The sequence below is a fragment of the Paraburkholderia sp. GAS41 genome (assembly GCF_050436545.1).
Taxonomy (GTDB): domain Bacteria; phylum Pseudomonadota; class Gammaproteobacteria; order Burkholderiales; family Burkholderiaceae; genus Paraburkholderia.
The window spans coordinates 84,689-104,233 of record NZ_JBNDMK010000007.1 but is presented as its reverse complement, the minus strand read 5'-3'; the positions used below and the strand labels follow the sequence as shown (position 1 = coordinate 104,233).

At 64.2% G+C, this 19,545-nt stretch carries 16 protein-coding genes; 7 read left to right on the top strand and 9 right to left on the bottom strand.

The annotated features are described in order from the left end of the window. Positions 1-2: 2 nt before the first annotated feature. Positions 3-815, top strand: a complete 813-nt coding sequence (locus P3T43_RS12645; protein WP_429281384.1) for a 4Fe-4S dicluster domain-containing protein — start codon at positions 3-5, stop codon at positions 813-815. Then, positions 812-1,771 carry a dimethyl sulfoxide reductase anchor subunit family protein gene (locus tag P3T43_RS12640; protein ID WP_429281383.1) on the top strand — a complete coding sequence of 320 codons (960 nt, stop codon included), beginning with the start codon at positions 812-814 and terminating at the stop codon, positions 1,769-1,771. Before P3T43_RS12645 ends, P3T43_RS12640 begins: the two co-directional genes overlap by 4 nt. A 125-nt stretch (positions 1,772-1,896) precedes the next feature. Here P3T43_RS12640 and P3T43_RS12635 read toward each other — a convergent pair whose 3' ends face one another. Then, positions 1,897-4,263: a DNA polymerase II gene (locus tag P3T43_RS12635; protein WP_429281382.1), complete on the bottom strand. Its 2,367-nt coding sequence runs from the start codon at positions 4,261-4,263 to the stop codon at positions 1,897-1,899. A 418-nt stretch (positions 4,264-4,681) separates the two neighbouring features. Here P3T43_RS12635 and P3T43_RS12630 point away from each other — a divergent pair, with 418 nt between their 5' ends. Beyond that, positions 4,682-4,960, top strand: coding sequence for an HU family DNA-binding protein (locus P3T43_RS12630; RefSeq protein WP_074295293.1), 279 nt, complete (start codon positions 4,682-4,684; stop codon positions 4,958-4,960). A 166-nt stretch (positions 4,961-5,126) separates the two neighbouring features. Next, positions 5,127-5,441 (top strand): antibiotic biosynthesis monooxygenase family protein, encoded by a 315-nt coding sequence (locus P3T43_RS12625; RefSeq protein WP_429281381.1) that lies wholly within the window; start codon positions 5,127-5,129, stop codon positions 5,439-5,441. A gap of 21 nt (positions 5,442-5,462) precedes the next feature. Here the strand turns inward: P3T43_RS12625 and P3T43_RS12620 are convergent, their stop codons facing one another. From P3T43_RS12620 to P3T43_RS12590, 7 genes are all read right to left on the bottom strand, one after another. Continuing rightward, on the bottom strand, positions 5,463-6,551 hold the full coding sequence (locus P3T43_RS12620; protein WP_429281380.1) for a GGDEF domain-containing response regulator: 1,089 nt from the start codon (positions 6,549-6,551) through the stop codon (positions 5,463-5,465). Positions 6,552-6,614: 63 nt separating this feature from the next. After that, positions 6,615-7,622, bottom strand: coding sequence for a chemotaxis response regulator protein-glutamate methylesterase (locus P3T43_RS12615; RefSeq protein ID WP_429281379.1), 1,008 nt, complete (start codon positions 7,620-7,622; stop codon positions 6,615-6,617). Beyond that, positions 7,619-10,087, bottom strand: a complete 2,469-nt coding sequence (locus tag P3T43_RS12610) for a hybrid sensor histidine kinase/response regulator (protein WP_429281378.1) — start codon at positions 10,085-10,087, stop codon at positions 7,619-7,621. The genes P3T43_RS12615 and P3T43_RS12610 overlap by 4 nt, the downstream gene beginning before the upstream one ends. Then, entirely contained in the window at positions 10,084-10,827 is a 744-nt protein-coding gene (locus P3T43_RS12605; protein WP_429281377.1) for a chemotaxis protein CheW, read from the bottom strand. Before P3T43_RS12605 ends, P3T43_RS12610 begins: the two co-directional genes overlap by 4 nt. Beyond that, positions 10,808-12,232, bottom strand: coding sequence for a CheR family methyltransferase (locus tag P3T43_RS12600; RefSeq protein ID WP_429281376.1), 1,425 nt, complete (start codon positions 12,230-12,232; stop codon positions 10,808-10,810). Before P3T43_RS12600 ends, P3T43_RS12605 begins: the two co-directional genes overlap by 20 nt. A gap of 32 nt (positions 12,233-12,264) precedes the next feature. Continuing rightward, positions 12,265-12,774, bottom strand: a complete 510-nt coding sequence (locus P3T43_RS12595) for a chemotaxis protein CheW (RefSeq protein ID WP_429281375.1) — start codon at positions 12,772-12,774, stop codon at positions 12,265-12,267. A 45-nt stretch (positions 12,775-12,819) separates the two neighbouring features. Continuing rightward, on the bottom strand, positions 12,820-14,496 hold the full coding sequence (locus P3T43_RS12590) for a methyl-accepting chemotaxis protein (RefSeq protein WP_429281374.1): 1,677 nt from the start codon (positions 14,494-14,496) through the stop codon (positions 12,820-12,822). Between the two features lie 380 nt (positions 14,497-14,876). On the opposite strand from P3T43_RS12590, the gene P3T43_RS12585 reads away from it, so the two are divergent. Continuing rightward, positions 14,877-15,896, top strand: a complete 1,020-nt coding sequence (locus P3T43_RS12585) for a succinylglutamate desuccinylase/aspartoacylase family protein (RefSeq protein ID WP_429281506.1) — start codon at positions 14,877-14,879, stop codon at positions 15,894-15,896. A 147-nt stretch (positions 15,897-16,043) separates the two neighbouring features. On the opposite strand, the gene P3T43_RS12580 is transcribed toward P3T43_RS12585, so the two are convergent. Next, a complete protein-coding gene (locus tag P3T43_RS12580; protein WP_429281373.1) occupies positions 16,044-16,868 on the bottom strand; it encodes a MetQ/NlpA family ABC transporter substrate-binding protein in 825 nt (274 codons plus the stop codon). Between the two features lie 264 nt (positions 16,869-17,132). Between P3T43_RS12580 and P3T43_RS12575 the strand changes: the two genes are divergently transcribed. Both P3T43_RS12575 and P3T43_RS12570 read left to right on the top strand, forming a co-directional pair. Continuing rightward, complete coding sequence (locus tag P3T43_RS12575) at positions 17,133-18,089, top strand: sulfonate ABC transporter substrate-binding protein (RefSeq protein ID WP_429281372.1); 957 nt, start codon at positions 17,133-17,135, stop codon at positions 18,087-18,089. A 202-nt stretch (positions 18,090-18,291) separates the two neighbouring features. Next, entirely contained in the window at positions 18,292-19,545 is a 1,254-nt protein-coding gene (locus tag P3T43_RS12570; protein ID WP_429281371.1) for an SfnB family sulfur acquisition oxidoreductase, read from the top strand.

Sequence of the window (19,545 nt, the reverse complement as noted above, 5' to 3'; positions counted from 1 at the left end):
CCATGACCCAGATGGCGCTCGTAATCGATCTGAACGTTTGCGTGGGCTGCCACGCGTGCGTGACGAGCTGCAAGGAGTGGAACACGTCGGGCGAGTCCGGCAGTCTGGCCGATTTCCGGCCTTACGACGCCGATCCGTCGGGCACGTTCTTCAATCGTGTGCAGACCTTCGAAGCCGGCGAGTATCCGCTCACCGACACCATCCACTTTCCGAAGTCGTGTCTGCACTGCGAAGACCCACCGTGCGTGCCGGTCTGTCCGACCGGTGCGAGCTATAAGCGCAAGGAAGACGGGCTCGTGCTGGTGGACTTCGACCGGTGTATCGGCTGCAAGTACTGTTCATGGGCGTGCCCGTATGGCGCGCGCGAAATCGACGAAGAGCGCAAGGAGATGACAAAGTGCACGCTGTGCGTGGACCGCATCCATAACGAGGCACTGCCCGAGCGCGACCGCAAGCCGGCGTGCGTGCTGGCGTGTCCGACTTCGGCGCGCCTGTTTGGCGATATTCACGATCCCGACTCGGTCGTATCGCAGGCGATCCGCGAGCGGGGCGGCTATCAACTGATGCCCGAGTGGGACACCCGGCCCGCCAATCACTATTTGCCGCGTCAGAAGACGACGTCGTGCGGTAGCGAGTCGTGTTCGTGCAAGTCGCCGGATGCGCTTGAGGCGCTGGTTGCGAATGCAACGACTTCCGCGCCGGCTGCCGAGGCGCCGATAGCGGCGCGCGAACCGCACCACGCAGTGCAACGCGGCGCCGTGTCCGGCATGCTCGATCGCGTCTTCAATATCCTGAGTCTGGGGAGGGGCGCATGAAGCCCGCTTTTTCCGTAGTATTCCTGACCACGCTGAGCGGCGCGGGGCAAGGCTTGCTGATCGCGCTGTTCGGCGTTGAACTGCTGGCGCGGCTGGGACTGATTGCAGCCGGTTCAGCGCCGCCGCAGATGTTTTTCGTGTTGGGCGCGGCGCTCGTGGTCTTGCTCGGCTGCCTTGGACTGCTGGCCTCGTTTTTCCACCTCGGCCATCCCGAACGGGCGTGGCGGGCCATTGCGATGTGGCGCACATCGTGGCTGTCGCGCGAATGCCTGGCGCTGCCCGTGTTTCTCGCCGCTGCGTTCGCCTATGGTGTCGCACATTGGTTCAGTTCGCCGTGGTCGCTGGTAATTGGTGCGTTTGGCGCGCTGGCCAGCGTCGTGCTATTCGTCTGTACCTCGATGATCTACGCCTGCCTGCGTTTCCTGCAGGAGTGGGCCACGCCGTTGACGATGGTCAATTTCGTGCTGCTCGGCTGCGCGTCGGGCTTCACATTTGCAGCCGCATGTGCCGCGTGGGACGCGCCGACGCTCGTGGCTGGGCTCGCCGTTTGCGCGGGCGTCCTGACATTGGCAGGGTGCGCCAGTCGCGTGGCATCGCTCGTGCGCAACGCGCGGATACGGCCTAAATCGACGGTGCAGAGCGCCACCGGTATCAAGTCCGCAAAGCTCGAGCAGAAATCGCGCGGCTTTACCGCAGGGGCGTTCAATCTGCGCGAGTTCTTCCACGGTAAAACGCCGCAGACGCTGCAACGAATCAAGTGGACCTTTCTCGTCGGGGCTTTTGCGGTGCCGTTCGTGCTGATTGCGCTGGGTGGCAGTGTGCCGTCAATTGCCTTGTCGTTCTGGTTGCTGTGCGCCGCGTGTGCTGTGCAGTACGCGGGGCTCGTGGCGGAGCGCTGGTTTTTCTTTGCCGAAGCGCGGCATCCGCAGAATCTGTACTACCGGCAGGCTTCGTGACGCGTGGGGCGCTGCAGGGCAGCAGGGTGGAAGGGCGGAAGGGTGGTTTGATACTATCCGGCTTTATCTCCAGACCACCCTGTCATCGTTGCACTCAAGCTCACGCTGGACATGCCCCCACGCCGCTAGAACAATTCCTTCTGCCCCGTCATCAACGCAGAAAAATCGTCGTTCAAAAACGGCAGGATTGCGTCGGCCAGAGGCTGTAACTGGCGCGTCAGATAGTGCTCGTAATCGATCGCCGAGCGGCGTGTTTCCAGCGGCTCGGGACCGGCCACCGTCATCACATAGGTAATCCAGCCGCCGTTCTGATACTGTAAGGGCCGGCCTTGCTGCTGGTTGAACTCGTCGGCCATCCGGGCCGCGCGCGCATGCGGCGGCACATTGCGTCGATAGTCGTCGAGGTTGCGGCGCAGCCGCCGCCGGTACACCAGCAGGTCGTCGAATTCGCCGCTCAAGGTGCGCGCCACGTAGTCGCGCACATAGTCCTGATACGGTTCCTGGCGGAAAATGCGGAGATAGAGCTGGCGCTGGAACTGCTGCGCCAGCGGCGTCCAGTCGGTGCGTACCGTCTCCAAGCCCTTGTAAACCATCTGTTCGCTGCCATCGGCCTTCGTCACCAGACCCGCATAGCGTTTCTTGCTACCTTGCTCGGCGCCGCGAATGGTCGGCATCAGAAAGCGCCGGTAGTGCGTTTCGAACTGCAATTCCAGCGTACTTTCGAGCCCGAACGTCTCCTGCAGATGCTCGCGCCACCATTCATTGACGTATTTGACGAGCGCGTTGCCGACATGCGCGGCCTGTTCCTCGGTACGGGCCCGCTTGAGCCACACGAAGGTCGAATCGGTATCGCCGTAAATGACCTGGTAGCCGCGCGCTTCGATCAGCTCACGCGTGCGGTGCATGATCTCGTGGCCGCGCATCGTAATGGACGACGCGAGGCGCGGATCGAAGAAGCGGCAACCGCTCGATCCGAGCACGCCGTAGAACGAGTTCATGATGATCTTCAGCGCCTGCGAGAGCGGCTTGTTCTGCTGCCGCTTGGCGGCCTCACGCCCTTGCCAGATCTGCCCGACGATGGCGGGCAGGCTGTGCTTGCCGCGCGAAAAACGGCCGCCACGAAACCCGGCGACGGAGGCGCTCTCGTCCGGATTGTTCATCCCTTCGATGAGTCCCACCGGATCGATCAGAAACGTGCGGATGATGGAGGGGTAGAGGCTCTTGTAGTCGAGCACCAGCACCGAGTCGTACAGTCCGGGTTGCGAATCCATCACGAAGCCGCCCGGGCTTGCTTCCTCTGCCATATCGCCGAGGTTCGGCGCCACATAGCCCTGACGGTGCATCAGCGGCATGTAGAGGTGAGTGAAAGCCGCGACCGAGCCGCCGCTGCGATCCGCTGCCAGACCGGTGACGGTGGCTCGCTCCAGCAAAAACGTCAGCAGTTCGGTTTTGGCGAAGATCCGCGTGACCAGTTCGCAATCCTTGAGGTTATAGCGTGCCAGAGCAGGCTTGTCCTCGGCGAAGCGGCGATCGATTTCCGCCATGCGCTGATACGGGTTATCAATGGCTTTGCCTTCGCCCAACAATTCTTGCGCCACGTATTCGAGGCTGAAACTCGGAAAGCTCCAGGTGGCGGAACGCAACGCTTCGATCCCGTCGATAACCAGGCGCCCCGCCGCCGCCGCGAAGAAATGGTTCTGCTTGCCGCCGTGCTCGCGCCATTCCATCACGTCGCCACCGCGGCCCAGACGCAGCGGAACCGCGTAGCGCAGTGAGTGCTCCTGCAGGACCCGCAGATCGAACTGCACCAGATTCCAGCCGATGATCGCATCCGGATCGTGCCGCTCGAGCCACGCGTTGAGCTTTTCCAGCAGCAGCGGCCGAGATTCGCAGTACTCGAGATCGAAGTCGATACCGCTGGCATCCCCGTTTGCGGGCCCGAGCATGTACACCTGACGTTGCCCGCAGCCTTCCAGCGCAATGGAGTACAACTCGCCGTGGGCGGTGGTTTCGATATCGAGCGAGACCAGCTTCAACGCCGGGCGGTAGGCCGTGGCGGGTTTCATCTCGCCGTTGAGCCAGCGGCGCTCGCCGGACGGCTCGCCGATGAACGCGACCGGCGCGGTGATGAAGCGCTCCATCAGGTAGCGCTCATGCGGACGGATATCGGCCTCGTAGACGTTGACGCCGTATTCCTTCAATAGCTTTTCGAGCTTCAGCAACTGGCGGTATTGCCTGCAATACAGGCCGAGCACCGGGCGTTGCTGAAAATCGGTCAGCGCGAGCGGGCGTAGTTCGTACTGGCGTTCGTGGCGCAAAACCGCTTCGGCCCGTTCGCGCTGTTCAGCCGGGATAAAAGCCACCGAAGTCTGGGGCGGCAGGCGCAGGTGTTGCGGACCGCTGTCGGTGGCCAGCCAGAAGTCGACTTCCGTGCCAGCCGGCGTGTCACGCCAATGTCGGGTCAGAAGAAACCCCTGCTGTTGTTCGGCCACACCACAACCCTCTATGAATCCACTACGGACGATCGGTCTATTTTACGGGTCAAGCCAGCCGTGGCGGCGTATTGACGCGCCTCGCGGGCCATCTCCAGAACTTTGCCGTGAGCGCCGCAACGGCAGGCGAAAGTATCGCATCAACCCGCCAAACCCATGCCTGTTGTGCTTCCGGAGCCCAATGCGCGGTACGATAAGGGTTCGCAGTGGGCGCCAGAGCGGCGTCCAGTGTCCTCAAATGGCGTTTCTGGCGCCCGGAATCCGAGCCGTCACACGCCTGACAAGGCGGACGGCGCGGGCACCCGGGCAGGCACTCACCACGCCGTGAGTTTGCGCAGAAGCGCCTGAATGAGGTAGGGTGGCGGGTCTGGCGCCGTTTAAGGGGTGCCGGTTCTATCAATACAGAAAGGGATGTGCAATGAACAAGCAGGAACTGATTGACGCAGTTGCGGCTGCGACGGGCGAAAGCAAGACGGCCACCGGCAAGTCGATCGATGCGATCATCGAGGCGGTGACGAAGGCGGTATCTCAAGGTGAAACCGTTCAATTGATCGGCTTTGGCGCTTTCTCGACCGGCGCTCGCGCTGCGCGCGTGGGCCGTAACCCGTCAACCGGCGCGGAAATCCAGATCGCTGCGGCAAAGACGGTGAAGTTCACCGCCGGCAAGGCATTCAAGGACGCGGTAAACGCTTCCTGATCGCCCTGTCGATCCCGCGCGGCCTCCGCCCTCCGGGGAGGCGCTGCGCGGCGCTGGCCGGCTCGCCGGGTGCCATCTGACTGGCACGGCGAGCCTGTCTCCGGTCTTCCTGCGCAATCCGGCAACTGGACGGGCAGGCAGGCGGTGTTGTCCCGAGGAACTCACCATGTACATCGCGATGAATCGTTTCAAAGTCGCTCTCGGCTCCGAGCGCGCGTTCGAAACGCTTTGGACGAGCCGGGATACGCATCTGAAAGAGGTGCCGGGCTTCGTGGAGTTTCATTTGCTGAGAGGGCCGCAGAAAGAAGACCATGTGCTGTATTCCAGCCACACGGTCTGGGCGGATCATGCGGCATTCGAACGCTGGACGAGCTCGGATGCGTTCCGTGCGGCGCACCGCAATGCCGGCGGCGAAACCCGCTCGCTTTACCTCGGACATCCGGAATTCGAGGGTTTCGAAGTCATCCAGACCGTCCGGTAGACGGTCCAGCCAACGCGCCCATCAATCTCCAGTCAGCTTCACCTGATTCTTGCCGTCATGCTTCACCTTGTACAGCGCGAGATCCGCCGCTTCGATCAGCGAGGTCATCGGCGAGTCGGCGGTGGGGATGACCGAGGCGCCGCCAATGCTGATCGTCACGTGTTGCCCCGTCGACGAGTTCGCATGCGGTACCCGCAAGGCCTCCACTTCGCTGCGAATTTTTTCGGCTAGCGTGCGCACGCCAGCCAGCGGCGTGCCCGGCAGCACCACCGCAAACTCCTCGCCGCCAAACCGCGCGGCCAGATCGCCGGGCCGCCCGAGGCACTTCTCCACGGTCGCGGCAATCCGCTTGAGCACTTCGTCGCCGGCTACGTGGCCGTAGGTGTCGTTGTACAGCTTGAAATTGTCGACATCGATCATCAGCAGTGACATCTCAGCCTTGTCGCGCGTGCCGCGCCGCCATTCGGCGCTCAGATACTCGTCGAGGTAACGGCGGTTCGACAGGCCGGTCAAGCCGTCCGAATGCGTCAGGCGCCGCAGTTCGAGATTGGCCTCCAGCAGTTGCTGTTGCGACTGGCGCAGCGCCCGGTAGGCTTCATCGCGTTGCAGCAGGTTGATGTAGGAACGCGAGTGGTAGCGGATCCGCGCCACCAGTTCGATGCGGTCCGGCAGCTTGACGAGGTAATCGTTCGCGCCTGCCGCGAAGGCCGCGCTCTTGATGACCGGCTCTTCCTTGGTCGACAGCACGATGATGGGCACGTCGCGGATGGACGGCGTCGCGCGATAGGCCTTGACGAGCGTCAGCCCGTCGATGCCTGGCATCACGAGATCCTGCAGGATGACCGTCGGCCGGGTGTGCACGGCTGCCCGCATCGCTTCGTCGGCACGCGCGCAGTAGTGAAAGTCGATGCCGTCTTCCGCGGCGAGCGCCTGGCGCACCGCCTCGGCGACGATCGCCTGGTCGTCGACCAGCAGCACCATCACCGGCTGTTCGGCCGGCACCGGCGTGCGCAGCGCAGCGCGTGCTGCTTCGAGCGTCGCGTCCGCGCCGTCCTGCACAGCCGGCGCGTCGGCTTGCTGGTCAGGCGAGCCGGTTTGATCATTAGTCATTTTCGTACCCGTTTCCGAAACCCGCGTCTCGCGTGTTATGCCTTGCATGTCCAATCTCTTCTTTCATCGTTTGATGTTTGCTACCAGTTCGGCGGCGATGCTGCCAAGCGGCAGGATCCGGCTCGCCGCGTCGAGCGCCGCGGCCGCCTTCGGCATCCCGTAGACGGCACAACTCGCCTGGTCCTGGGCGATGGTCCGGTAGCCCTTGGCGCGCATCGCCTTCAGCCCGATCGCGCCGTCGCGACCCATGCCGGTCAGCAATACGCCAATGGCGTCGCCGCGCCAGTACTCGACCACGCTATGAAAAAACACGTCGACGGAGGGGCGATAGGGCGTGGCGGCCGGCTCGGGCGTGTAGTCGAGCGAACCGCTGCGCGTCATATACAGATGGTCGTTGGTGGCGGCGAGCAACGCTTCGCCCGCTTTGGGGGTGTCGCCGCTCACGGCCACCCGCACCGTCAGTTCGGTCTGGCCGTCGAGCCATTGCGCCATGCCTTCGGCGAAGGCCTTGTCGACGTGTTGCACCATCACGATGGCTGCGCCGAAATCCGCCGGCAGTTGGCCGAGGATGGCGGCGAGGGCGCCCGGACCGCCCGCCGAAGCGCCAATGGCGATCAGCGGCGCCGCGCCGCGCGCCACGATAACACCTGGACGTGGCGCCGGCGCGACCGCGGGCTTTTCCAGCAGACGGCCGATCTGGTCGATCTTGGCGAGCAACGGTTGCGAGGAGTCGCCGAGCCGGTTGTCGGCAAGGGTGGGCGTGTCGACCGCGTCGAGCGCGCCGGCGGCCATTGCCTCGTACACGCGCCATGCGTTCGCGCCCACGCTGCTCGTCACGACGAGGACGGGACAGGGCGCCTGCGCCATGATGCGGCGGGTCGCCTCGACGCCGTCGAACTTCGGCATGATGAGATCCATCAGCACGACACCGGGCGGTTGCGCGACGCAGAAGTCCACGGCCTGGGCACCGTCAGTGGCGACCCACAGCACGCGATGCTCCGCCCGCAGAGCGATCGCGCGGCGCATGGCCTCGACCGCGAGCGGTGAATCGTTGACGATGCCGATGTTCATGTGTGCGCCTCTCCGATCAGATCATGCACCGCGTCGAGCAGCGCTTCGTCGTGAAAGCTACCCTTGGCCAGGTAATAATCGGCGCCCGCATTGAGCCCACGGCGGCGATCTTCGTCGCGATCCTTGTACGACACGATCATCACCGGCACGCTCTTAAGAAGCAAGTCTCGTTTGATCAGCGTGACGAGTTCGAAGCCGTCCATGCGCGGCATGTCGATGTCGGTGACCACGAGGTCGAAATGGCTGCTGCGCAGCGCATTCCAGCCGTCCATGCCGTCCACCGCGACCGTTACCGTGTAGCCGCGCTTTTCCAGCAGCTTGCGTTCGAGTTCGCGCACCGTCAGCGAATCTTCGACCACGAGAACATGTTTGCGGGTGCGCACCGCGGCGCCCTGCGCGCGTTGCACCTTGTCGAGCTGGCCGCCGCGCACCAGCTTGTCCACCGAGCGCAGCAGGTCTTCGACGTCGATGATCAGGACTGCTTCACCGTTTTCCATCAAGGCGCCGGCCGCGATGTCCCTGATCTTGCCAAGCCGGCTGTCGAGCGGCTGCACGACCAGCATGCGCTCGCCGAGGAAGCGGTCCACGGCCACACCATAGGCGCCGCGCTCGTCGCCGATCACCACCACGGCGACGTTGGCGCGCTTCTCGTCCGGCGCTTCGGTGCCGAGCAGTTGATGCGCGGTGACGAGTCCCACAGGCCGGCCGTCGAACGAGAAATGCTGTTGTCCTTCGAGCATGTCGATCTCGCCGCGCGCCAGTTCGAGCGTGCGGCGCACATGCGCGAGCGGGAACGCATAAGCCTCGCCGCCCACCTGCACGAGCAGACTGCGGATCACCGAGAGCGTGAGCGGCAACTGCAGCACAAAGCGCGTGCCCTGGCCGGGTTCCGTGGTGATGCGCACCGTGCCGCGCACCGCCTTGACCATTTCGTGGACCGCATCGAGTCCGACGCCACGGCCGGAGACGTCGGTGACCTGCGCCCGCATCGAAAATCCCGGCAGCAGCAGAAACTCGAGCAGTTCGTGATCCGACAGGCGCGCCGCTGTTTCCGCATCGGCAAGCTGCCGCCGCACGACGGCGGCTCGCACCGCGTCGAGGTCGACCCCGGCGCCGTCGTCGCTGACGCTGATCAGCAGCTTGCCGGCGCTATGGCGGGCCTCCAGCGTGAGGGTGGCTTCGGCCGGCTTGCCGCGGGCGAGACGCTGTTCGGGGTCTTCGACACCGTGATCGAGCGCGTTTCTCAGCAGATGGCCGAGCGGCGCGTCGAGCATATCGAGGATGTCGCGATCGATCTGGGTCGACTCGCCGACAATCGAAAACCGCACGCGCTTGCCGAGCGAGCGACCGAGGTCGCGCACGATGCGCGGATAAGCGTGGGTCGCATCGCCAAACGGACGCATCCGGCACTGCAGCGCTTCGTCGTATAGCTGTTGCGCGAGGTTCGAGCTACGGCGGTCGAAGCGGTCGAGTTCATCGATCCGCGTGGCCAGCAGATGCTGCATGGTGCCGAGCGTTTGCCGGACGGCGTCGAGCGCGGCCAATGCTTGCGGTTCCAAGCGTTCAGCGAGCGTTTCAAAGCAGGTGTCGAGCGCACGCGCTGCATCGCGCTGCGTGCGTTTGACGCGCAGCATCGATTCGGCGAACGGCTTGAGCCAGCGCGATTCGACCAGCGATTCGCCGGACAGGCTCAAGAGCCGGTCGAGGTTGTCGGCGCGCACCCGCAACATCCGTTCGGGGTCGCGGGCGGTACGCAGGTTCAATGGCGCGTCGAGGCTCGGCGCGGGCGTGGGTGCCGGCCGGGACGCTGGCGTGGGTGTCGGCGTGACGGGTTGCTCTGGCGCCGGCGCTGGCTCTGGCGTTTCGGTCAGCGCGGCGGCGTCCGTGTCCAGCGTCGGTTCAGCGAAACTCGGTGGCAGTTTCGCAGCATCGGCGCCCAGGATGGCGAACGCCGCACGCAGCGTCGCCTCGGCATCCGGATCTTCGCTGGGGGTATAAGGCGCGGCATAAGCGGCGGCCCAGGGCGGCGTGTCGGAGACTTCGGCGTGCAGCGTTGGTGCATCGCCGGGTGGGGCGCCGAAGTTGGCGAGGCGCGCGCTGAAGGAATCGATTTCCTCGCGCCTGAGCGCGGTTGCCGTGTCGGCGTCGCCGGCACGCAGCAGCAGGTCGACCCCGCGCAGGAGTTCGTCGATATGCGCGGCGGAAAGTAGCAACCCGCCTGTTTGCGCGGCGACGAAACATTCCTCCATCACATGGGCAATGTCGACACCGTCCTGCAAGCCGACGATCCGCGCCGCGCCCTTCAGCGAGTGGGCCGCGCGCATGCAAGCCTCGAGTTGCGCGGCGTCCGTCGGCGTGTGTTCAAGCGCCAGCAGTCCGTCCGAAAGCACACGTGTCTGCGTCTGGGCTTCTTCGCGGAACAGGTCGAGCAAGGAGCGGCGGCTCAGATCGTCGTCAGTACTCATCGCAGACTCCGGGCGAGCGATTCGAACACGCGATCCGTGTCGAGCAGGCCGACGGTGCGCTCGCGCCACGCGAGCACGCCGCGTGCGTGCGAGGCGCTGGCGTGCGCGAGCGTGGTCGGCACCGGCAGCAGCGAGCTTAAGGAAAAGCGCATCACGCCCTCGACTTCGTCGACCGGGAAAGCCATCGGCTCGCCACGGTGCGCGGCCACCAGCATGCGCGCGTAGCTATTGCTCGCAGCGTATTTGCCGCTCGCCGTCCGGTCCAGATGCAACAGTTCGCCGAGCGAGGCGGCGACTGTCAGTGCACCGCGAATGTTGACGAGACCGAGCACGACGCGATTGCGCCGATGCGGCAGCGAGTGGATCGGGCGAATATCGTCGATCTGCCGCAGCGCTGTGGTCGGCAGTGCGAGCCATTCGTCGGCAATCCGAAATACCAGCGCGGATTGGGTGGCTGCGGAGCTGGCGGTGGCTCCGTTTGAAGCGGGCTCGCCCAGGGTGACCGCAGCGCGTTGGCGAGACAGCGCGTCGGCCATTGCCGTAGCGGATTCAACCTGCTCCGCAGCGCCGCGCGGCCGGTCGAGCAGGCGCGCCGCAGCCTGTTCGAACACCGGACAGTTCAGGCAGCGCGAATGTTCGGCCAGCTTCGGGCAGGACCCGTCGCCGCGCGTGCCGATGCGATTCCAGCAATCGTCGATGCGCGTCACCACGTCCGTACTCTCAATGGCGCCGTGTGCCATGTGCGCCTCGCGGTGAGTTCAAAGGGGTGTCCGTCATGTCTTGGGTGGCCGGCATCCTGGCGGCGGCGCGCTGGGCGCGCCGCATGAGTTGCTGGGCACCGGCGCTGTCGCCGGTCATGTCGAGCAGTGTCGCGAGATGCGTGAGCGCCTCATAGTGCGCGGGATCGAGATAGAGCGTCTTGCGGTAATAGTCGCTCGCGTCGGCGCTGCGGCCGCGTGCGTCGGCAATCAAGCCAAGCAGATAAAAGGCCTCGGCATCCGTACCGTTCAGGATGACGAATTGCTGTGCCTCGTGTTCGGCTTTGTCGAACTGTCCGGCATCGGCGAGACGCCGTGCTTCGACGAGCGACGACGCGGACGCGGACGCGCAGGCTGGCGCAGGAGCGGGCGCGGAAACCGCAGGAACCGGCACGTTCGAAACGGGCGCGCGCACGCGCACCGGCGCAACGGCAGGCGTCGCTGCCGGCCTGGTCGTCCCATAGACGCTGTGCAGTGCGGTACCCGCAGCCGGAGTCACGCGCGCATCCGGTATCTTCCCAAACGACGCAACACTGCGTGGCGCGGCTTCCTCGGGCGGCGTGCGCTGAAATGCGAACGCCAGCGGAATGCGCGCGGAGCTAAGCGCATGACGCATCATCAAGCCCGTTTCAGCGGGCCCGACGAAGATCGTTCCGTCCTCGGCGAGCCGACCATCGAGGATTTGAATCGCGCGATCCTGGGCATCCCGATGAAAATAGATCAGCACGTTGCGGCAGAAGATAACGTCGTAGCGCGCCCCGCCGTTGTGTGACGATTCGAACAGATTGGCCTGCGCAAAGCGTACGGTCTGCTGGACCCGCTCGTTCAGCACCCAGCCGCCCTCTGTCGAACTGAAGTGGCGCTCGCGAAAGGCATACTCGCCGCCGCGAAACGAATTGCGTCCATACACCGCGCGTTGCGCCAGTTCGATAACACGCGCACTGATGTCGATGGCGTCGATGGAAAAGCGTTCCGGGCCGATCCCGGCATCGAGCAGCGCCATCGCCACCGAGTACGGTTCCTCGCCGCTCGAACAGGGCACGCTCAGCACGCGCAGCACGCGAGCCGGATCGCGCGCCAGCTTTTCGTTGGCGAGCCGCGCCAGCGCGACAAACGCCTCGCGGTCGCGAAAGAACCAGGTCTCGGGCACCACCAGCGCTTCGATCAGTGCGAGGCGTTCGTCCGGCGAGTCGTTGAGGTGTTGCCAGTAGGTGTCGACTGCGGCGTCGACCGTTGCGTCGCCGCTGCCGGCCGCCGCCGAGCCAGCGCGCGTCGTCCGCACCCGTTCGAGCACGGCACGCTCGAGTGCGTTGATGCCGAGCGAGTGCGCGTCGATCCCCGTCTCCTGCGAGAGCCAGGCTGCAAAGCAGGGGTCGGTGGCGTTCATGGCGCGCTCCGCATTGTTGTGTCGTGCGTGGGTCAAGAATGGGCCTGCGGTTGCGCGTCAGCCGCTTGCGGAAACAGCAGCGCCTTCACCTCGTCGCTGAGCATCTCCTGAACCTCGACCCATTGCACGAGGCCAATGGCGTCGTTCGCCACCGGCCCCAGCCAGCGTGCATGCGGCGTGGCGATGCCGCTATGGAGAAACTGGGCGCGTTCGATACGCCGCGTCTGGGTCGCCCGCTCCACGATCAGGCCGAGCAGGCGCGGGGCTTCGCCACGCTCATCCTGCGCGCCGGGCTGCGCGGCCTGGCCGCTGTAGTGAACCAGCACGAGGCGGGTCGAGCGAAGCGGGCGGGCGGGGCGTCCCAGCGCGAGTTGCGAGACGTCGATCACGGGCACCGGCTCGCCGTGCCGCTCGAACATGCCGGCAACCCACGCCGGCGCGCCGGGAATCGACTTGGTGGGCGCGAGCGCCAGCACCTCGGCGATGCCGGCCACCTCTAGCGCGTAGCGGTCGCCGTCCAGTTCGAACAGGAGGAAAAGCATCGCGAGGGTCCGTGTTGGGGGTAGAGCTTTAGCAGGAAGCGCGCGTCACGCTTCGATCTTGAAGCGCGACACGCCGGTGCGCAACTGATTGGCGACCAGCGTGAGGTCGTCGATCGCCTGCGACGACTGGCGCAACGACTCCGCCGTCTGCTGCGCCGCCTCGGATAATTGCGAAAGCGCCTGGGTAATCTGCTCGGCGCTGGTGGCTTGCGTCTGCATGCCTTCGTTGACGAGCTGGAAGCGCGGCGAAAGCGTCTGCACTTCGTTGATGATCTGCGAGAGCTGACCGCCCACCTGCTGCACGTCGCGCATGCCGCGGCGCACTTCCTCCGAGAACTTGTCCATGCCCATCACGCCCGCCGACACCGCCGACTGGATTTCCTTGACGGTCTGCTCGATGTCGTACGTCGCCACCGCCGTCTGGTCGGCGAGACGGCGGATTTCAGTCGCGACCACCGCGAAACCGCGGCCATATTCGCCGGCCTTTTCGGCTTCGATCGCCGCGTTCAGCGACAGCAGGTTGGTCTGGTCGGCAACCTTCGTAATGGTGGCGACCACCTGATTGATGTTGACGGCCTTCTCGTTGAGGATCGACAGCTTGGCGTTGACCGAGCCGGCTGCCTCCATCACGCTGCGCATCGTCTCTTCCATGCGGGTGAGGCCGCTTTGACTCGCGCCGGCGAGCGTTGCCGACTGTTCGGCTACGCCCGCGACTTCGTTCATGGTGTGCAGCAGATCGCGCGAGGTGGCGAAAATTTCGCGGGACGTGGCGCCGATTTCGGTGGTGGTGGCGGCCGTCTCGCTCGCGGTGGCCTGCTGTTCCTTGGAGGTGGCGGCAATCTCGGTCACCGAGGTGGTCACCTGCAGCGAAGACTTTTGCGCCTGCGACACGAGACTCGTCAACTCTTCGGCCATGCGGTTGAAACCGCTTTCGAGCGTGCCGAACTCGTCGCTGCGGCGCAGGTTCAGACGCTGCGCCAGATTGCCGGTACGCATGACGTCGAGCACCTCGACGAGGCGCGCCATTGGCACGGTGACCGCCTTGTAGAGCGTGTAGCCGGTCACGAGCGCGACCAGCAGCACGATACCGAGCGCGCTCGCCAGCGTGACTTCGGTGCCCGTTACCGACGAGCGGATCAGGACGGCCGAGTCGTCGGCCTGCTTGTGGTTTTCCGTCACCAGCACGTTCGCGGCATCGATCACGCCGTTCCAGATGGGCGTGAGCTTGGTGAAGGTGGCCTGCGCTGCGGGCTTCGAGGTCCGCGCCTCGTTCGCCGCTTCGTTGAAGAGCGTCAGATACCGTTCGTAGGCGGCCTTGAAAGTATTGAAGCGTTCGCGGTCGTCGTCGCGAAACACGGTGCTTTCATAGTCGGCCGCGACCTTGTCGAAGGCGTGCAGGGTGTCGGGCAGACGATCGAGGTCGGCCGTCATGCTGGCCGCGTCAGGGTCGAGGAAAATGGCCCGTTCGAGCGTCGCATAGCTCTGGTTGGACGCGGCCCGCAGCGCCGTGGCGTAGTAGAGGCCCGGCACCGAGTCGTGGCGCAGGCTGACCGCCTCGTCGTCGATATTGCGCAGCCGTGAGTACGAGATCACGGCCATCACCAGCATCAGCAGGAAGAGCGCGCCGAAGCTCAGGACGATGCGCGCCCCCAGGGTGAGCCGGCTGCTGCTGAACATGCCCGACAGGTTTGCGTTGCTTGTGCGTGGCGTGACAGTAGCCATTTCAATGTCTCTCTGACGAATCGATACATGGGCGTGGCCCAAAGGCATTCATCGGCATGCAAGGACGCTTTCGCCCGATGAATCCAAGGATATGACGCTACACCCGCGGGAAGAAGGCCGGTCGGGGGAATAGCGGGGGTAAATTGTGCCAGATTAGGCTATGAACGCCCATCATGATGTTCGCGGAATGCGTTTCGTGCGCGGGTTTCCCCTTGGCCGGACGCGCTTGAATCATGGGATTCGGGGATACGTGGCGTGGGTGCCTGGCTTTGCGCTGGATCTGGATCGTTGTATAACGTGGAACGGCTGCCAATCGACCCAACGAAAATGACGGGTTCGCCGCTTCCAGGCGCACCCTTTCCATGCCGAAACCACGACACATGACCACCGATCCGCGCGTCGCCAATCCCATCCGCAGTGAAATCGATCTGGATTCGAACGGCAAACAGACGGGATTTCTGCGGCTGCCACACTCGGTACACCGCTCGGCGTATGGCTGGATACCGATTCCGATCGCCACGATCCGCAACGGCGACGGGCCGGTTGTGCTGATCATGGCAGGCAATCACGGTGACGAGTACGAGGGGCAGATAATCGTCTCGCAACTGATCCGCGAGATCGAACCGGAGAGGGTCCGGGGCCAGTTGATCCTGCTGCCGATGGCCAACTTTCCGGCCGCGCAAGCGGGCCTGCGCACCTCACCGCTCGACGGCGGCAACCTGAACCGGGCTTTTCCGGGCAATCCGGCCGGCACGCCAACCGAGGTGATTGCCGATTACATCGAACATACCTTGCTCGCGCGAGCGGACTATCTGATCGATCTGCATTCGGGCGGCAGTTCGCTGCTGTACCAGGGCGCGAACATGCTGGCGATCGAACCGCGCGATGCCGAAGAGGGCGCGCGGCTTCGCGCGCTGCTCGGCGCGTTCGGCTTGCCGAAGGCGTTTCTTCATCCCGAGAATCCGGTGCATGCGGCCAGCGCCGCGCGGCGCCAGGGTGCCATTTCGATCCTGACCGAACTGGGTGGTGGGGGCACGGTGCAGGCCGGACTGCTGAGCGAAGCACGCGCAGGCCTGCTGCATCTGTTGGGTTTTATTGGCCTGCTGCATGGCGCGCTCGTGCCGGAGCGGGTGCCGGCCAGCACGCGGTTCATGCGGGTGTCAGGTGCGCGCCATTATGTGTATGCCTACGATAGCGGGCTGTACGAGCCGCTGGTCGGATTGGGTGAACACGTCGCTGCAGGACAGGCGGCCGCGCGCATTCACTTTCCCGATACACCTTTGCGTGAGCCGGTCACCCTGCATTTCGCCAGTGCGGGGGAGGTAGTCTGTCAACGGGTACCGGCCATGGTTCAACGAGGCGATTGCCTGTTTCACCTTGCAGAAGAAGCCTTTCAATAAGGCAGGCTCGCGTTTCCGCCGCAAGGGCAATAACGCAATCCGGGGCGACCGCTGTTCTTGCAACAGCACACGCCCCGGATTATCCAACCGGCCGCGCGCTGCTCGCGAAACATATCGCACGCAGCGCGCAGTCAAATTGTAGTGTGCCTAGTGACTGGCCTCGTTCCACGCCGGCAATGTCGCGCCGTGATAGACGCTGAGAATTTCCGCGGCCACGTTCGGCTGCTGATAACTTTGCACCAGCGCATGCACCCACGGCGCGTTCGCATCTTTCGCGTTGACGGCGAGGAAGTTGCGATACGGATTGCCCGTCACCTGTTCCTGCGCGATGCGCTCTTGCGGAATCTTGATGCCGGCCTTGACGGCCCAATCGGTGTTGATGACGGCGGCGTCCACATCGCCGATCGCACGGCCCACGATACCCGCATCGAGTTCCTTGATGTGAATGTGCTTCGGATTGTCCGCGATATCGCGAGCCGTCGGCAGCAGACCGACATCGGCGCGCAGCGTGATCAGCTTCTGTGCCTGCAGCAACAGCAGCGAGCGTCCTTCGTTACTCGGATCGTTCGGCACGGCAATGGTGGCGCCATCCGGCAGATCGGCAACCGACTTGACCTTGCGCGAATACAGGCCGATCGGCTGCACGTAGGTAAAGCCCACCGGCACGATCGTATAGCCGCGCGCCTTGATCTGCGCGTCGAGATACGGTTTGTGCTGGAACGAATTCGCGTCCAGGTCGTGCTCCGAGAGCGCCTCGTTCGGTTGCGTGTAGTCGGAGAACGTGGTGATCTTGATGGCGAGGCCCTGCTTGGCAGCGTTCGCGGCGACGATGCGCCACACGTCCTCATCTTCGCCGGACATGATGCCGACGCGCAGGGTTTGCGGGGCCGCCAGCGAGGGTTGCGCGCTGGCAATACCGAGGCCGAACACAACAGTAGCGAGCGCGGTTTTCAGCAGGTTTCTTTTATTCATGAGACGCGGTAGTCATGTGGTTGATGATGGCCGAATCCTAAGTAATCCGGACGGTTGCTGACAAATACTTTTCCGTTCGTTGCTAAATCCCCTGAGGCATATATGGAAAGCGCAAATCTGCGCTATCCACGAGCGCAGCTTTGCTTTGCGCGAAAGATCATTTAAGTGCTTCGCACATGGCGCGTAAGATTTCCGGCTCCATTATTCCCTTGACGTTGGCACCCATTGAGGCCAGCGCGAGCCGTCAACCAAGGACACGCGACGATGAACCACTCCACCTTCCGGGGCCGCCGGACTTTTCTTGCCGCCCTGGGCGCGACGTTGGCGAGCACGGCATTGCCTGCGTGGGCCAAATACCAGGCCGATCAATTCCGTATCGGTTACCAGAAGGCCGCTAGCACGCTCGTGTTGCTGAAAGCGCATGGCGCGCTCGAAAAGCGGCTCGCACCGCTCGGAATCAAGGTGTCGTGGAATGAATTCCCTGCTGGGCCGCAGTTGCTGGAGGGCCTCAATGTCGGCGCAATCGACTTCGGTTATGTCGGCGAGGCGCCGCCCGTGTTTGCACAGGCCGCCGGGGCGGACTTCATCTATACCGCGTATGAAATCCCGACGCCGCATGCCGAAGGCGTGGTCGTGGCGAAGAACTCGCCGGTCAAGACCATTGCCGATCTGAAAGGCAAGAAGGTCGCGTTCAATCGCGGTTCGGACGTGCACTGGTTCATCGTCGCGCTGTTGCGCAAGAACGGTCTCGGCATTGGTGATATCCAGCCCATTTATCTGGCTCCCGCTGACGCGCGTGCGGCGCTCGAGCAGGGCTCGATCGCCGCGTGGGCGATCTGGGACCCGTTCCTGTCCGCAGCGCTGGTGCAAAGCAACGCACGCCTCCTGGCCGATGCGCAAGGCGTCGCCAGTCATCATCAATTCTTTCTCAGCCAGCGCGAATATGCGCAAAAGCGCCAGAACGTGATTGCGATCGCGATGGAGGAACTCGGCAAGGAGGGCCAGTGGGTGAAGCAGAACACGGCTGCCGCGGCGGCCCAGCTCGCGCCGATTCAAGGGCTCGACGCCGGCATCATCCAGACCGGCCTTGAGCACTATGCGCATGTGTATCAGCCGATCGACGCCACCGTGCTCGCGGAACAGCAGCGCATTGCGGATACGTTTTACGACCTGAAGCTGATTCCGCGCAAGATCGTCACGAAGGATGCGACGCTCGCCTGAGCGGCGCGGTCGGGAAATCTGCATTCCTGATAAGCAAGTGCCAATTCGATGGTAGGCGCGGCAAGCCTCTGCTGGTTCAATAGTCGGTTCAACCTGTTCGCCACGAGCGTTACGCAGGCTGTGCGCTGTTTCGTCGAGACTCCGTCACGAAGGAGACAGCGCTGCGGGCGGACAGGTGTCACCTTTGTCGGTACGAATCAACATGTCCACTCTTGAATCTCCGTCTGCCCAGACGCCTTTGCCGAGGCGTCCCGACCCAGCCCGTGTGCGCCGCATCGCCGATGATGCAGAAGCGATCGCAGCGGCTCACGCACTTGCGGAACAGTTCGCGGCAGGCGCCGCCGAACGCGACCGCCAACGCCTGCTGCCCTGGGCCGAACTGGATCTCTGGTCGGAAAGTGGTCTCGGCGCGATCACGGTGCCGCACGAATACGGCGGCGCCGATGTTTCGTATGTCACGCTGGCAGAAGTCTTCGTCATTCTCTGCGCTGCCGATCCGGCTTTGGGGCAGATTCCGCAGAACCATTTCGGCGTCCTGGGCGTCTTGCGCGAGATTGGCACACCTGATCAAAAAGCTCGCCTCTACGGCGAAGTCCTCGCCGGTCAGCGGCTGGGCAATGCCGGTCCGGAGCGGCGCTCCGCGAACGTCAACACCATTCTGCAGGGGACGACGCGGCTCAGCGCGACGCCAGACGGATTGCGCCTCGACGGCCAGCGTTTCTATTCGACTGGCGCGCTATTCGCGCATCGGGTTCCCACGCGCGCAACCGACGACGAAGGCCGCGCGGTACAGGTCTGGGTGCCGCGCGCCGCACCGGGACTGCAGGTTGTCGACGACTGGAGTTCGTTCGGTCAACGTACGACCGCAAGCGGCACGGTGACCTTCGAACAGGTGCCGGTCGACCCGCAGGACGTATTGCCGATCTGGCAACTCGCCGATCGTCCAGGCCTGTTCGGCCCAACCTCGCAACTGATTCAGGCAGCCATCGATCAGGGCATCGCGCAAGCGGCGCTTGCCGACACGCTGGTCTTTGTCCGCGAACGTGCGCGGCCGTGGGTCGATTCCGGTCTCGAGCACGCGACTGACGACCCTTACATCATCGCCGACGTCGGCCGCTTGCAGATCGAACTGCATGCTGCGCATGAGGTGTTGCAGGAGGCCGGACATACGCTCGACAGCCTCGCTGCCGCGCCGTCAATCGACGCGGCAGCGAGCGCACGTGCCTCCGTTGCGGTGGCCGAGGCGAAGATCCTGACCACCCGCATCGCACTGGAAGCCAGCGAAAAGCTGTTCGAACTGGCGGGTTCCGCTGCCACCCGCGCAGCGCATAACCTCGATCGCCATTGGCGCAACGCACGCACGCATACGCTGCACGACCCGGTTCGCTGGAAGTTGCATCTGCTTGGCAACTACCACCTGAATCACGTGCTACCCGCGCGGCATTCGTGGAATTGA

Coding starts and splice junctions, on each gene's coding strand:
- P3T43_RS12645 (WP_429281384.1), top strand. CDS start 3: ATGACCCAGATGGCGCTCGTAATCGATCTGAACGTTTGCGTGGGCTGC.
- P3T43_RS12640 (WP_429281383.1), top strand. CDS start 812: ATGAAGCCCGCTTTTTCCGTAGTATTCCTGACCACGCTGAGCGGCGCG.
- P3T43_RS12630 (WP_074295293.1), top strand. CDS start 4,682: ATGAACAAGCAGGAACTGATTGACGCAGTTGCGGCTGCGACGGGCGAA.
- P3T43_RS12625 (WP_429281381.1), top strand. CDS start 5,127: ATGTACATCGCGATGAATCGTTTCAAAGTCGCTCTCGGCTCCGAGCGC.
- P3T43_RS12620 (WP_429281380.1), bottom strand. CDS start 6,551: ATGACTAATGATCAAACCGGCTCGCCTGACCAGCAAGCCGACGCGCCG.
- P3T43_RS12615 (WP_429281379.1), bottom strand. CDS start 7,622: ATGAACATCGGCATCGTCAACGATTCACCGCTCGCGGTCGAGGCCATG.
- P3T43_RS12610 (WP_429281378.1), bottom strand. CDS start 10,087: ATGAGTACTGACGACGATCTGAGCCGCCGCTCCTTGCTCGACCTGTTC.
- P3T43_RS12605 (WP_429281377.1), bottom strand. CDS start 10,827: ATGGCACACGGCGCCATTGAGAGTACGGACGTGGTGACGCGCATCGAC.
- P3T43_RS12600 (WP_429281376.1), bottom strand. CDS start 12,232: ATGAACGCCACCGACCCCTGCTTTGCAGCCTGGCTCTCGCAGGAGACG.
- P3T43_RS12595 (WP_429281375.1), bottom strand. CDS start 12,774: ATGCTTTTCCTCCTGTTCGAACTGGACGGCGACCGCTACGCGCTAGAG.
- P3T43_RS12590 (WP_429281374.1), bottom strand. CDS start 14,496: ATGGCTACTGTCACGCCACGCACAAGCAACGCAAACCTGTCGGGCATG.
- P3T43_RS12585 (WP_429281506.1), top strand. CDS start 14,877: ATGACCACCGATCCGCGCGTCGCCAATCCCATCCGCAGTGAAATCGAT.
- P3T43_RS12580 (WP_429281373.1), bottom strand. CDS start 16,868: ATGAATAAAAGAAACCTGCTGAAAACCGCGCTCGCTACTGTTGTGTTC.
- P3T43_RS12575 (WP_429281372.1), top strand. CDS start 17,133: ATGAACCACTCCACCTTCCGGGGCCGCCGGACTTTTCTTGCCGCCCTG.
- P3T43_RS12570 (WP_429281371.1), top strand. CDS start 18,292: ATGTCCACTCTTGAATCTCCGTCTGCCCAGACGCCTTTGCCGAGGCGT.